Source organism: Hyphomicrobium facile (assembly GCF_900116175.1).
GTDB lineage: Bacteria > Pseudomonadota > Alphaproteobacteria > Rhizobiales > Hyphomicrobiaceae > Hyphomicrobium_B > Hyphomicrobium_B facile.
The window spans coordinates 886,666-899,972 of the sequence record NZ_FPCH01000003.1 but is presented as its reverse complement, the minus strand read 5'-3'; the positions used below and the strand labels follow the sequence as shown (position 1 = coordinate 899,972).

Below are 13,307 nucleotides of genomic sequence, written 5' to 3'. Positions count from 1 at the left end.
TCGCAACAAGAATAACGCGGGCCTATTTTTTACTGCAGCGAAGGCCCGAGATTGTGAAGCAGCCATCGATGCAGAATGTCGGGATCGAATGGCTTCCCGACGACCGGGAATGGCGATGTGACCCAAACGACGTCGGAATGACCGGTCGTGATGATCGTTGGCACCGGATGTCCGATCATCGTGGCGAGGGCGAGCGCATCATTGACGCCCCGCATCTCGCCCTCAATCTCGATGTCCGTAATGATTGCCGAAACATTGGTCAGCCGATGCCCCAAAGTCTGGACGGCCTCGAGGCACGAGCGGGCGGCGATGCAGGAGTACCCCCAGTCATCGATCAGCATGCTCAACGCCATTGACGAGCGATAGTCGTCTTCGATAACCGCGATCAGCGGGCGCGTGGACAGCCCGGCCGACGCCAGCGGAGCACAACCAATGGCCGTCGCTGGCCTAGTGGTGGACATCACGCGGCCTCCTTCCGTTTTTGCCGGTCTCACCACGCAATCAGAGGCGTTTTTTGAATTAAGGCATAGTCAGCGTGAGGCTCTAGGCTTGTCGGACTAGGCATTGAGAGCGGTAGCCGGAGCGCGAAGAATCCGCTTCAATTAAGCGTAATGTACGTTGAACGAACCGGATCAATCCCTATCATATCCGGGGCGCGCCCCGTCCTTGCGGCTTAGGCGTCCTTTCCAGAGAAGTTCGCGATCCCCGGCATGAACGACCCCATCAGGACGGCTCGCAAGCGAGCGAATTGGTACAGCCCCCGATCAATCGGCCGTTCCCTGATCCTGAGGCCGAGAATTTTGATAGCCGCAGCCGTCGGCGTGCTTGCTCTCAGCCTATTGCCGTCTTCGCTTCACGCTTCCGTTCGCGAGGCCATGGCCTGGTGTCTGAGCGGCGCGAGCTACCTCGTGATGACATTCACGGTCATGCGCCAATGCCATTCCGACAAGATCCGCACCCGAGCAGCACGTCAGGATGATAGCGGCGTCGTCATTTTGGTGCTTGTACTTCTCGCAATATTTTCGAGTTTCGCTGCGATTTTCGGTTTGATCTCCGCAGCCAAGGCAGCGTCGAACGAAGGCAAGGTTCTCCTTGTCGGCCTCGCCGCCGCAACGATCGTCATTTCGTGGCTCGTGACACAGGTGAGTTTCACTCTGCACTACGCGCACGAGTACTACGCCCCCAACCATTTCTCCGAACAGGGTGCAAAGGGCATCAACCCATTGACGTTCCCGGCCGATACGACGCCGGATTATTGGGATTTCTTCTATTTCGCCACGTCATTTGGAGCGGCGTCACAGACATCGGACGTGATCATCAACAGCAAGGAGATCCGGCGTTTGACGATCCTCCATGCCATCGTCTCTTTCTTCTTCAACACGATGATACTCGCCCTTACGATCAATCTCGCGGCGAGCTTGGCTTAACGCGCTGCTGCGAGAGCCACCTTCGACTAGAGCTTCTCGACGAAAACGGTGCCGGCGGAATAACCCGCCCCGAAAGAGCAAATGAGCCCGGTGTCGCCGCGAACGAGATCGCCGCTCGCAGTGTGAAACGCGATCATCGACCCCGCCGAACTCGTATTGGCGAAGGTATCGAGAATGATGACGTTCTCTCCGGGCATCGGCTCGCGCTCCAGAACCTTTCGGCCGATCATCTCGTTCATGTTGATGTTCGCCTGATGCAGCCACAGCCGCTTCAGAGCTTTGTGATCGACGCCAATATCGCGCGCGTGTTCGATGATCATTTCGATGACCATCGGCACCACTTCGCGATAAACCTTCCGTCCTTCCTGGACGAAAAGTTTGTCCGCCGCGCCAATTCCTTCCGGAGCACAGCGGTTCAGAAATCCGAAATTGTTGCGGATGTTGTTCGAAAACTGCGTCTTGAGGCGCGTACCGAGGATAGTCCATCCGCCCTTGGCTAAAGCGGCGTCCGTAACGATCACGGCTGTCGCGACATCGCCGAAGATGAAGTGGCTATCGCGATCCCTGAAATTGAGGTGGCCCGAGCAGATCTCGGGATTGACGACGAGGACAGCCTTCGGAGAGCCGCCGCGAATGAAGTCTGTCGCGGTCTTGATACCGAACGTTGCAGACGAGCAAGCGACGTTCATGTCGAAAGCGAAGCCGCCGATCCCGAGCGCGTTCTGAACTTCGACCGCCATAGCCGGGTAAGGCCGCTGCATGTTCGACGCCGCACAAATCACGGCGCCGATGTCACGAATATCGCCGCCCCAATTTGCGATTGCGTCGCGCGCGGCATGAACCGCCATCTCCGCAAGGACCGAAAGCTGTTCGTTCGGCCGCTCGGGTATATGCGGGCGCATGATCGCAGGATCGAGTATTCCATCCCTGTCCACGACGTGTCGGGACTTGATGCCTGATGCCTTCTCGATGAACTCCGACGACGACGGCAACAGCTGCGCGACGTCTCCGGCAGCAATGGCCGCCGCGTTAACAGAGTTGAACTCGCTGACATAGGCGTTGAAGGCCGTAACGAGTTCGTCGTTCGAAATGCTGTGTGGCGGGACGTAGATCCCGGTCGCGGCGATGACAGGTTGATGCACGTGCGTTTCCAGTTTCACTTGATGGGCTTCTAGCAGAGCCCAATTTTTTGTTGTCGTTTGGATGTCATTAGCATGCCGCGCTTGGCGCCAGCGCACGCCATGACGGCGCTTTAACTTTAAAGACGGTTGTTAACGGTTCCCCCCGCTCAGCCGCGCGCGCTCCCTCTGCCATCAGATTTGCCGTTTGTCGATGCTGCCGGCAAGCCGCGAGACCTCTCCTGTTCCCGCGGGAACTCATCGCGCACGATTTTCCTTTGGGCCTCATCGGCTTGTCGCCAGCGGAACAGACCGCCGTCCACCCCGAACCTAAAGCTCGTCCCGAAGACCACAGGGAGACGAGCCCATGTCCGCCGAAATCACCAAGTTGACTGCCGCCGCCTCGCTAACCCCCGCGGCTGCCAAGGATACGACGTATCGCATCGCGGGCGGAAAAGTCGGCGTATTGCTGATCCACGGTCTCTGCGGCACACCCGCTGAAATGCGCTTCGTCGCAATGGGCCTCGCCCGCGCGGGGTACACGGTGCATTGCCCAACGCTCGCCGGCCACGGCGGCACCCGTCAGGACATCGTCAACACCACATGGCAGGATTGGTATCAGAGCGCCGAAGCCGCGCTCGATGAACTGCGAAAAGACTGCGATACGGTGATCGTCGGCGGCCTTTGCCTCGGCAGCATCATCGGCCTTCATCTTGCAGCCAACAACCGCGACAAGGTTCAGGGCGTTGCGCTCTTCTCGCCGACCCTATGGATCAACGGCTGGGCGATGCCCTGGTACACGAAGTTCTTCTCGCTCGTCCGCACCCGCTGGATGGCAAACTTGATGGAGTTTCCCGACGCGGCCTCGCTCGGCATCAAATGCCCGCGCGTGCGTGAGTTCGTTCGTGCCGCGCTTGCTGCGTCCGATGGCTCGGATCTCGGAACGGTCGGCACGCCCGGCGCCATGCTGCTTGAGCATCGCCGCCTCGTCTCGGCCGCAAAGAAGCTTCTTGGCCGAATTGACCAGCCGGCACTCATAGTCCATTCGCGCCAGGACGACTACGCAGACCTGAACAATGCCACTTACGTGCAGGCCAATCTGGCGGCACCGGTCGATCTCGTCGTGCTGGAGGATAGCTATCACATGGTCACGCTCGACAAGGAGCGTCATGTGGTGGTCGAAAAGACCCGCTCTTTCGTCGCGCGCATTGCAGAGAGCATCGGCGCGACAGTCGCTCGTGATACTGAAGCTATGGCAGCGGCATGATCGAGGCAGCGTGACGGTAGCAAAATGCGTTTACACGCTGCGCCATCGTCACGTCGAATGCAGCGCGGCCACGCGGCCGGTCACATCGAGCTCAAAGGAGCCCGTTCAACCCGCTGAGCGCAGCCGCGTCGGGAAACCCTGGATACGCGAAACCTCATTCCAGAGCCCATATACACTTAGCGCGAAATTAGTTGCTATAATACAAACGTCCGCAATTATTGCGACGTCCTGCGCCCATCTTAATGCGGTCTTAAATATTGGGCCGTCGCAAAAGCCAGTAAACAAGGGGTACCGTGAGTGTGTGCGGCAACACCTTGAGCGCGACGTAGAAGAAAATATTGGATATGCCCGGCACAATCACGCGATTGCCGAACATGAAGCCGCGGTAAGCGCTCCGCGCGACGCGATCGGCCGACATCGACGGCAACACCCAACGATAGAGCGACTGTTCAGCACCCATCTCTTGATGAAAGGCCGTATCGACCGGCCCGGGCAGCAGAGCGGAAATCCTGACCCCCTGCCCGGAGTATTCGCTCGCAATCGCCTCCGTCAGTGAAACGACATATGATTTGCTTGCATAGTAAGCTGCCTGGTTCGGGCCGGGGACATCTGCTCCCAGCGACGCGACGTTCAAAACACCACCGCGTTGACGGGCTAGCATGTCGGGCAGCACCGCCCGCGATAGACGCGTCACGGTCTCGATATTAATTGCGATGAGGCGCGAAAGATCAGCCTGCGAATGGCTGAGAAATGGTCCGGCGAGGCCCATCCCGGCGTTATTGACGAGCACGTCGAGATAAAGCCCGGCCCCTCCGAGGCCCGCGGTTATCTTGTCCAGCGCATCGCACTGACTGACATCGCAAAGGATCGTCGTGACCGATGAACCAGTGCGCGACTTGAGATGCTCGGCCGCCGCTTCGAGCTTGGACTGGGTCCGCCCGGCAATGGCCGTTTCATGCCCAGCCTCGATGAAACGCTGCGCAAGAGCCAGTCCGATCCCGCTCGCCCCGCCCGTAATGACGACTGCCGGCTTTAAGTGCGCGACGGCTTTGCGCGCCTCCCGGACGTCGTCCGGATCAGCGGGTGAGCGCCATGGCCAAAGCAGTGAACGCCATGACGCCGAACTGTTCTGCATCTGTTAAGTCGGACCCGTAGTGCTTCCAATTGTGCGGACCCGAGCGTAGGGAAACCCCTGCCTGCCCGCAAGGCGAATAACCCCTGACACCCCCGGGGGATCCTTGACGTCTTTCGTCAAGACAAGCCGATGACAATTTCCGCAATTGCGGCGGCTGACCCCGAATACGCCCCACACAAACCAAATTCTTACCCCTCTCTGCCTCGAACGATTATAAGCGCTTTATAAGCGTTTTGGCGCGGGGAGCGCACCAAAGCGCAGCAGACGGGGAAACGGGACGGTCCGGTGGTGCCGGGTGCCCAAATCAGTAGCGGGTGGGAAACGTGAGATCAGTTTTGTCTGAATTTTGCGCGAACGTGCTTCGCCGTGCGTCAGTCGCTCATGCCGTTGCCGCTTTCGGAACCTCGTTGGTTGCGAGCGCCCTCGCTCCATCAATTGCGCACGCAATGGACAAAGCGGAAGCAGCGGCGCGCCCTCCACTCATCATGCAGGTCTTCGTCACATCGAGAAACGACGACTGCTATGACAGCGGCCAGCTGAAGGCCATCAAACGCCTCACAACGCTGGCCCAACACCGCATCAATCAGGATGGCGGAATTGCCGGACGCAAGGTCGTAGTGAACATTCTCGACGATCAGCGTCTGCCGCAGAGCACGATCGAGAATATGGCGGCCGCCATCTCGGATCCCCAGACGATCGCGATGATTGGCATATCGAACGCAACTCGCGCCCAGGCGGCACTCGATGCGAACGGCAAGGATTTGAAGGCGAGCGGCATTCCGTTCATGTCCGACATATCGGTTACCGACCTCATCAAGGATTACCCCAACGTTTTCACGACTCGCGCGTCCGAGGACGAGGAGCGCATGCCGGTCATCGCCGAGTTTGTGAAACTGGCTCATTTCGAGCGGCCTGCTTTCATCGGCATCCAGTCCTTGCTTGGAAGCACCAATTTCAGTGACAGCCTTAAAGAGTTTCTGAGTGGAGGCCTTGTCGCCGACCATCGGCTGCAACTCACGGCCGACAAGCTCGATCCGGCTGCGCTCGCAGCCGCTGTCGCTGACCTCAAGGCGAAAAATGTCGGGATCGTCTTTCTCGCAGTCGGCGGCGACCGGATGAAGGACGTCGTAAAGCAGTTTCAGGACGCAGGCTTCACGCCGCCGCTATTCGTCGCCGGCCGCGTCGATTCAGTCACGAACCAAGGCGCTGATGCCTACGCGAACGACGTCTATCAGCTTGCCTGGAACGAGCTTCCCGACGGCTATAGCGAGAGACTGCGCGCGCTTATTTCGAGCACGCCATATCCGAGCCAATGGATTTTCGAGGGCGCGAAAAATTCCAGCGCGCCCGGCTGGAAGGACGGAACGTGCAAGCCGCGAGACGAGGACATTCCCCTCAACGTTCTCGATATTCCCAACATGCGTGCGTTGTCGGTTGGCGCACAATACGCCGATGTCGTCAGCCTGATCGCTGAAGCGGCACGCTCGGCGGAAATCACCGCTGAGATACCCGATGTTCGCAACCTGATCGTCGACCAGCTGAAAACCGGTTACGCCTCTGGCCGCGGGATATTCAAGGGACGCTTCGATAACTGGTCGTTCCAGCCGGCATCACGCGCCGCAGCCCGGACACCGCTGATCGTCATGCTGCCCCGCGGCCGCAGCCGTGCGCAGCTTGCACCGATACAGTTCCTTCACCTGCGCGATCAGAGCCTGCAACGGATCGATACGCTTTACGCCGACATAGATCTCATCCATGCCGAACGTATCGACGACTCCGAAAAGACCTTCTTCGCAGACTTCTATCTATCGATGAATGACCGGAGCGGCGCCTCGATCGAGCAGATCGAATTCGCCAACGCCTATCTCGAGCCCGGCTCCAACGAACGTCAGATCACCGTCCGCGCCATTCACGACGGCGGCCAAAGCGCCGCCTATCCCGACCACATGAAAATCTATCAGGTGACGGGCAAATTCGTATACGCGCCGGATCTCAGAAATTATCCGTTCGATACGCAGCGCTTTTCGATCGACCTGCGGCCGAAGCCCGGCAACACACCGTTCATCGTTCAGCCGCCGCCGCAGCAGGTGCGAGACCATGTGGTGAAGGTGGATGGCTGGGACGCGAGAGACCAGTATGTTGGATACGACGTCGACTTCGTTCGCACAGTGGACGCACAAACACTCGAGCCGAGTGTATTTCCATTTTATAAAGCCAGCTTCGCATGGCTGATGAAACGCGAAACGACGGACTATTTTCTCAGGGTCGTCGTGCCGTTGGCCTTCATCCTGATCATCGCCTATTTGTCGATCTTCATCTCGACGCATCACTTCGAGGCCATCGTGACGATACAGGTCACGGCATTGCTGTCCGCCGTCGCGTTGTATCTCGCGCTACCGAAGATCGACGCCAATATCGAAACGCTCTCCGATCGAATGTTCCTGTTCACCTATTTCATGTTGAGCGTGATCATCGCCATCACGATTGCGCGTGAGAACAAGAGGGTCGAACCGATCCGCTGGCTGAAAACGAGCCTGGTCTTCCTTCACATCGTAGCGGTTCCCGCAATGGTCGCCGGGATGGCCTACTACGTCTATCTCGCAAGTTCTGCGTAGAGCCTCCGGTGCCGGTCATGCGCTCAGAAAAGTTTCTTCTCCGAGCGAACCCTGTCCAAGACCCCGGTGAAGGCCGCGACAGCCGGATTGCGCGATTGCGCCGCCCCCGCGCGGCCGCTGAAGGCAGCGACGAGCTCCCACCGGATCCCGGGCTTTCGGAGTGACGTGATGCCGATCTTGGGCGTCGTCGATTGCGCGGCCCGCGCCATGACGAACGTGTAGGGTACGAGAGCGATGCCGAAGCCCCGCGCGACGAGATCGAGCAGCACCTGCACATCGCCAACCTCGAGCGCCGTCTTGCGAGAGACGTTGATGGCGGCGAATGCCCGGTCGACGATCCGCCGCGTTCCCTGATCGAGCTGAAAGTCGACAAACGTCTCGCCCGCGAGGCTGTGGAGCGAAACGCTTTCGCGTCCCTCGAGCGGATGACCCAAAGGGTGGGCAACGACCAGACGATCGGATGCGATCGGCATCGATACGATTTCCCGGCTCTTTTCGTAGAGCGGCAAGAACGCCAAATCGATGCTGCTATCCTTCACCTTGTCCATCAGCTTCGCTGCCGTACTGTGGCAGAGGCGAATTTCGACATCCGGGTGCAGCGCGTGGAACTCTCCGAGCAAGAGCGGAAGATCGAAAAAAGCATTGAGGCTGGCGCACGTCCCGATGCTCAGTGAACCCCGCTCCAAACCGCTGATAGCCGCGACCGCGCGACGCGCGTCTCTGACGCCCGCAATGATCAGCAGAGCCCTCTCGTAGAGCACCTGGCCGGCAACCGTCAGCTCCACCCGCCGCGTAGTGCGGACAAACAGCGGTGCGCCCATTTCCTGCTCGAGCGCCCGAATTGAAGCCGAAAGCCCCGACTGAACGATATTCATTTTGCGTGCAGCTCGGGTGAAGTGCTGCTCTTCTGCGGCAGCGACGAAATGTTTAAGCTGCTTGAGATCCATCCGGTGCGTCCGATTAATCTGCAAATCAGAATAATAACATCCCTACATACTATTGGACAGATGAGCCGTAGACCCCCATTTCTGCCGGTCGGGTGATTGATTTGTATCTCCGTTAACGAGAGTAGATGAAGGTATAATTGAAGCGCGCCCTTCATCGCCGATAAGTAATGCGCGTCAACAGACGGAACCGAAGCCTCATCCTGTTTTGTAGCTGACGCGTCAGATGGTTCCGAATTTCTAGCCGGCGATGTGGAGATTTCTGAAGCATGGCTGCATTGGTGCGTATAGCGCTGCGGTCGCCGTACACATTCGTCGTGTTGGCGCTGCTCATTCTTCTTACTGGTACCTTGGCGGCATTCCGCACGCCGATCGACATATTCCCCGAAATTCGCATCCCCGTCATCGCAACGGTCTGGCAGTATACGGGGCTGCCTCCGGATGAGATGGCTGGTCGAGTGGTTTCGCCGTTCGAGCGCGTCCTAACGACGACCGTCAACGATATCGAACATATCGAGGCGAACTCGTATAACGGCATCGGTATCGTCAAGATCTTCTTCCAGCCGGGCGCCGATATCCGCACCGCCAACGCGCAGGTGACAGCTGTATCGCAGACTATCCTGAAGCAGTTGCCGCCCGGTGCGACACCGCCGCTCATCTTGAACTACAGCGCCTCGACCGTGCCGATAGTGCAGCTCGCACTCGGCGGCGACGGCTTGACCGAACAGAACCTGTCCGACCTCGCCCTGAACAACATCCGCACGCGGCTCGTGACGGTGCCCGGTGCCGCCGTTCCCTATCCCTTCGGCGGCAAGACGCGCCAGATCCAGATTGATCTCGATGATACGGCGCTCCATGCGAAGGGCCTTTCCGCACAGGATGTTTCGAACGCATTCGGCGCCCAGAACCTCATAAATCCGGTCGGCACCCAGAAAATCGGCGGCACCGAATATACGATGCAGCTGAACAATGCGCCGTCCGACATCAGCGCCTTGGGCGACTTGCCGATCAAGGCCGTCAACGGCGCGATGGTCTACATCCGCGATGTTGCCCACATCCGCGATGGAAACCCTCCGCAACAGAATATCGTGCACGTCAACGGCAACCGCTCCGTTCTGCTGTCGGTCTTGAAAAACGGCGCAGTTTCCACGCTCGCGATTATCCAAGGCGTCAAAGACAAGATCCAGGAGATCAAACCGGGGCTTCCCGATGCGCTGACGATATCGCTCCTCGGAGATCAATCGATCTTCGTCCGCGCAGCCGTGCAAAACGTCATTCACGAAGGCGTTCTCGCCGCCGCTTTGACGAGCATTATGATCCTTCTCTTCTTGGGTAGCGTCCGTTCGACGGTCATCATCGCAACCTCGATTCCGCTAGCCGTGTTGGCATCGGTAGCGATGCTGTCGGCGCTCGGCGAAACCTTGAACGTCATGACACTCGGCGGCTTGGCGCTGGCCGTCGGTATTCTCGTCGACGAAGCGACGGTGACGATCGAAAACATCAACTACCATCTGGAGCAAGGAAAGGACGTCGAGACCGCCATCCTCGACGGAGCCGATCAGATCGCGACGCCCGCATTTGTTTCGATGCTCTGCATATGTATCGTTTTCGTCCCCATGTTCTTCCTCGAAGGCGTTGCTCGCTTTCTATTCGTACCGATGGCGGAAGCCGTCGTGTTCGCTATGGTCGCGTCCTTCACACTCTCTCGCACCCTCGTGCCGACGATGGCGAAGTACCTGCTGAAGATGCACGATCCTGACGGGCATAGCAGACCAACCCGCAATCCATTCCTTCTCTTTCAGCGCGCATTCGAACATCGCTTCGAGAGAATGCGTAACGGCTATCATGGCCTTCTCGAAAGCGCGCTTTCACATCGAACGCTCGTTCTGATCTTCTCGTTCGGATTTATCGGCGCATCGTTTTTGCTGGTACCCTATCTCGGCCGCAACTTCTTTCCTCGGGTCGATTCCGGTCAAATTCTGATGCACGTGCGGCTCGATATCGGCACGCGTGTCGAGGAGAGCGCGCGAACGTTTGCGCAAATTCAAGATGCCATTCGTGAAATCATCGAGCCGAAAGACCTCGGCGCTATGGTCGATAACATCGGCATTCCGGTCAGCGGCATCAACATGTCATATAACAACACCGGTGTGATCGGGCCGCAGGATGGCGATATCCAAGTTGCGCTCAATCCGGACCATCGCCCGACGGCCGAATATGTCAAGGAACTGCGCGACGAACTGCCGAAGCGCTTCCCCGGAGCGACCTTCTCGTTCCTGCCCGCCGATATCGTCAGTCAGATTTTGAACTTCGGCGCGCCGACGCCCATCGATCTCCAGATCCGAGGACCGAAGCTCGGCCCGAACTTCGACTATGCCGAGAAGATTTTACGGCAAATCAAACTGATCCCGGGGGTCGCCGATGCGCGCATTCAGCAATCGCGAGAGAACCCAGGCTTCAAGGTGAACGTAGATCGCTCGCGCGCGCAATACGTCGGCGTGACCGAGCGCGACGTTACTGCGAGTTTGAGCACGAGCCTCGCCGGCACGAGTCAGGTCAATCCCGTTTACTGGCTCAACAAGGCGAACGGCGTCACCTATCCGATCGTCATCCAGACACCGCAGTACAAGCTCGACTCGCTGACGTCTCTGGAGAACTTGCCGATCACCGCCGACGGCGCGCCCGCGCCCCAAATTCTCGGAGCCGTCGCCAGTGTCGATCGCATGACGAGCAATGCCGTCGTGTCGCAATACGATATCCAGTCGATGGTGCAGATCCTGACGACGACCGAAGGCCGTGATCTCGGTGCCGTTGCAGCCGACATCCAGAAGATCGTCGATGCCACCAAGGCCGATCTTCCGAAAGGCGCGACCGCGGTGCTCCTCGGTCAAGTGCGCACAATGAACAGTGCCTATACTGGAATGTTGTTCGGACTCCTCGGCGCCATCGTGCTTATATACCTGCTCATTGTCGTGAATTTTCAATCCTGGGGCGATCCGCTCGTGATCATCATGGCGCTCCCCGCGGCCCTCGTCGGCATCGTCTGGATGCTATTCGTCACCGGAACCACACTGTCGGTGCCCGCATTGACGGGAGCCATTATGTGCATGGGCGTCGCGACCGCGAACGCCGTTTTGGTGGTCACCTTTGCGCGGGAGCGGCTGGCGGAACACGGCGATCCCATCCAGGCCGCGCTTGAATCGGGCTTCGTCCGCATCCGTCCCGTTCTGATGACGGCGCTTGCCATGGTTATCGGCATGGCGCCGATGGCATTGGGTCTTGGGGAAGGTGGCGAACAGAATGCCCCGCTTGGCCGCGCGGTGATCGGTGGCCTCTTGTTCGCGACGGCTGCAACGTTATTCATTGTACCGATTATTTTTAGCCTGATGCACCGGCGGAAGTCCGCAAGCTCATCATCGCCGCAAGGTGCAATCCCAGGAGAATTTCATGCAGCATGAGCCCTTGGTGAAGCCACCAGAGAACCGGCAACGGCCGGAGAACCCGTCAGCGAGCCCGCCAGGAAGTCTGGCTGGAAATCCAATTGAGAGGCCTCGGCGATCCCGCTGGAAGATGCCCCTGCTCGCCCTCCTGTTCATCGGCGGCGCAGCCTTGCTCGCCTTTACCGGCATCACAGGCCGCGAAGAGAGCATCGCCCAATTGAAGAACAAGTCTGCCACGCGCGCCATTCCGACGGTCGCCGTTTCGACACCCGCCGTCCAGCCGAGCATAGGCCTGCTCGACCTGCCGGGCCGCTTGGATGCCTACTATCAGGCCGCGCTTTTTGCGCGCGTGAGCGGCTACGTGGCGAGCCGCAACGCCGACATCGGCACACACGTAAAAACGGGAGATGTGCTCGCGACGATCGATGCACCCGATCTCGATCAGCAGCTCTCTCAGGCGGAGTACGACCTGAACAACGCGAAGGCCAACGCCGCCCTCGCCGCCGTCACCAACCAACGCTTCCAGGCGCTTCTCCCGAACAGCTACGTCACCCATCAGCAGGCCGATGAAAAGCTGGCCGACCTCGAATCGAAGAACGCGTTGGTGAAGTCGGCGCAGGCCAACGTAGATCGGCTGAAGGCGCTCACTCAATACAAAAGCATCGTCGCGCCGTTCGACGGTATCGTGACCGTGCGCAATACCGACGTTGGAAATTTGATCAATGTCGGCAGCTCCACCGGCTCGGAAATGTTCGTGGTCGCCGACGTCCACAAACTGCGGCTTTATGTGAACGTGCCCCAGGTGTACGTGCCGATGATTCCGAACGGCACGATCGGCGTGCTGACAGTCCCCGAGCGGCCCGGCAAGAAGTATGAAGCGAAGGTCGAGGCCTCCTCTGGCGCCGTCGATGTCGCGTCCGGCACGACGCGTATGCAGCTCGTTGTCGACAACACCGCTGGTGAGCTGATGCCGGGCGCCTATGCCAGCGTTCATTTGACGGTTGGCAACAAGCACGACGTTTTGGTCATCCCGGCCAGCGCCGTCCTGTTCGATAAAGCGGGTTTACGTGTCGCGACGGTTGGCACCGACGATAAGGTGCTCCTCAAGCCGATCACGATTGGCCGTGACTTGGGGGCGACGATCGAGGTTGCGTCCGGCCTCGCTCCGGAAGACCGCGTGATCGAAAGCGTTCCCGACGGCATCGTCGATGGCGACCGCGTCAACATCAAGGAACGGCCGAATTCCTCGACAGCACCGTCATCGTCGAACGGGCCCACGCCACCCAACAAGGGGTGACTGATCACGAGACCTCGAATAGTGGGGAACACGCGAGTTGGGCCAGGCGTTTCACGCCCATGGA

At 59.0% G+C, this 13,307-nt stretch carries 9 protein-coding genes; 5 read left to right on the top strand and 4 right to left on the bottom strand.

Annotated elements, in window-relative coordinates:
• Positions 1–29 precede the first annotated feature (29 nt).
• Positions 30–461 (bottom strand): DNA-binding transcriptional response regulator, encoded by a 432-nt coding sequence (locus BM399_RS17400; protein WP_092869185.1) that lies wholly within the window; start codon positions 459–461, stop codon positions 30–32.
• 339 nt (positions 462–800) lie between these two features.
• Here BM399_RS17400 and BM399_RS17395 point away from each other — a divergent pair, with 339 nt between their 5' ends.
• On the top strand, positions 801–1,427 hold the full coding sequence (locus BM399_RS17395; protein WP_244531325.1) for a DUF1345 domain-containing protein: 627 nt from the start codon (positions 801–803) through the stop codon (positions 1,425–1,427).
• A gap of 26 nt (positions 1,428–1,453) precedes the next feature.
• On the opposite strand, the gene BM399_RS17390 is transcribed toward BM399_RS17395, so the two are convergent.
• Entirely contained in the window at positions 1,454–2,569 is a 1,116-nt protein-coding gene (locus BM399_RS17390) for a beta-ketoacyl-ACP synthase III (RefSeq protein WP_092869184.1), read from the bottom strand.
• A gap of 343 nt (positions 2,570–2,912) precedes the next feature.
• On the opposite strand from BM399_RS17390, the gene BM399_RS17380 reads away from it, so the two are divergent.
• The gene (locus tag BM399_RS17380) at positions 2,913–3,812 is read left to right on the top strand and encodes an alpha/beta hydrolase (RefSeq protein ID WP_092868973.1); all 900 of its coding nucleotides are present in this window, start codon (positions 2,913–2,915) and stop codon (positions 3,810–3,812) included.
• A gap of 250 nt (positions 3,813–4,062) precedes the next feature.
• On the opposite strand, the gene BM399_RS17375 is transcribed toward BM399_RS17380, so the two are convergent.
• A complete protein-coding gene (locus tag BM399_RS17375) occupies positions 4,063–4,947 on the bottom strand; it encodes an SDR family NAD(P)-dependent oxidoreductase (RefSeq protein ID WP_092868972.1) in 885 nt (294 codons plus the stop codon).
• Between the two features lie 446 nt (positions 4,948–5,393).
• Between BM399_RS17375 and BM399_RS17370 the strand changes: the two genes are divergently transcribed.
• Positions 5,394–7,562: an ABC transporter substrate-binding protein gene (locus BM399_RS17370; RefSeq protein ID WP_092868971.1), complete on the top strand. Its 2,169-nt coding sequence runs from the start codon at positions 5,394–5,396 to the stop codon at positions 7,560–7,562.
• 23 nt (positions 7,563–7,585) lie between these two features.
• Here the strand turns inward: BM399_RS17370 and BM399_RS17365 are convergent, their stop codons facing one another.
• Complete coding sequence (locus BM399_RS17365) at positions 7,586–8,509, bottom strand: LysR family transcriptional regulator (protein WP_092868970.1); 924 nt, start codon at positions 8,507–8,509, stop codon at positions 7,586–7,588.
• A gap of 266 nt (positions 8,510–8,775) precedes the next feature.
• Here BM399_RS17365 and BM399_RS17360 point away from each other — a divergent pair, with 266 nt between their 5' ends.
• Both BM399_RS17360 and BM399_RS17355 read left to right on the top strand, forming a co-directional pair.
• The gene (locus tag BM399_RS17360; RefSeq protein WP_092868969.1) at positions 8,776–11,964 is read left to right on the top strand and encodes an efflux RND transporter permease subunit; all 3,189 of its coding nucleotides are present in this window, start codon (positions 8,776–8,778) and stop codon (positions 11,962–11,964) included.
• 112 nt (positions 11,965–12,076) lie between these two features.
• Positions 12,077–13,243 carry an efflux RND transporter periplasmic adaptor subunit gene (locus BM399_RS17355; protein WP_177228196.1) on the top strand — a complete coding sequence of 389 codons (1,167 nt, stop codon included), beginning with the start codon at positions 12,077–12,079 and terminating at the stop codon, positions 13,241–13,243.
• Positions 13,244–13,307: the final 64 nt, after the last annotated feature.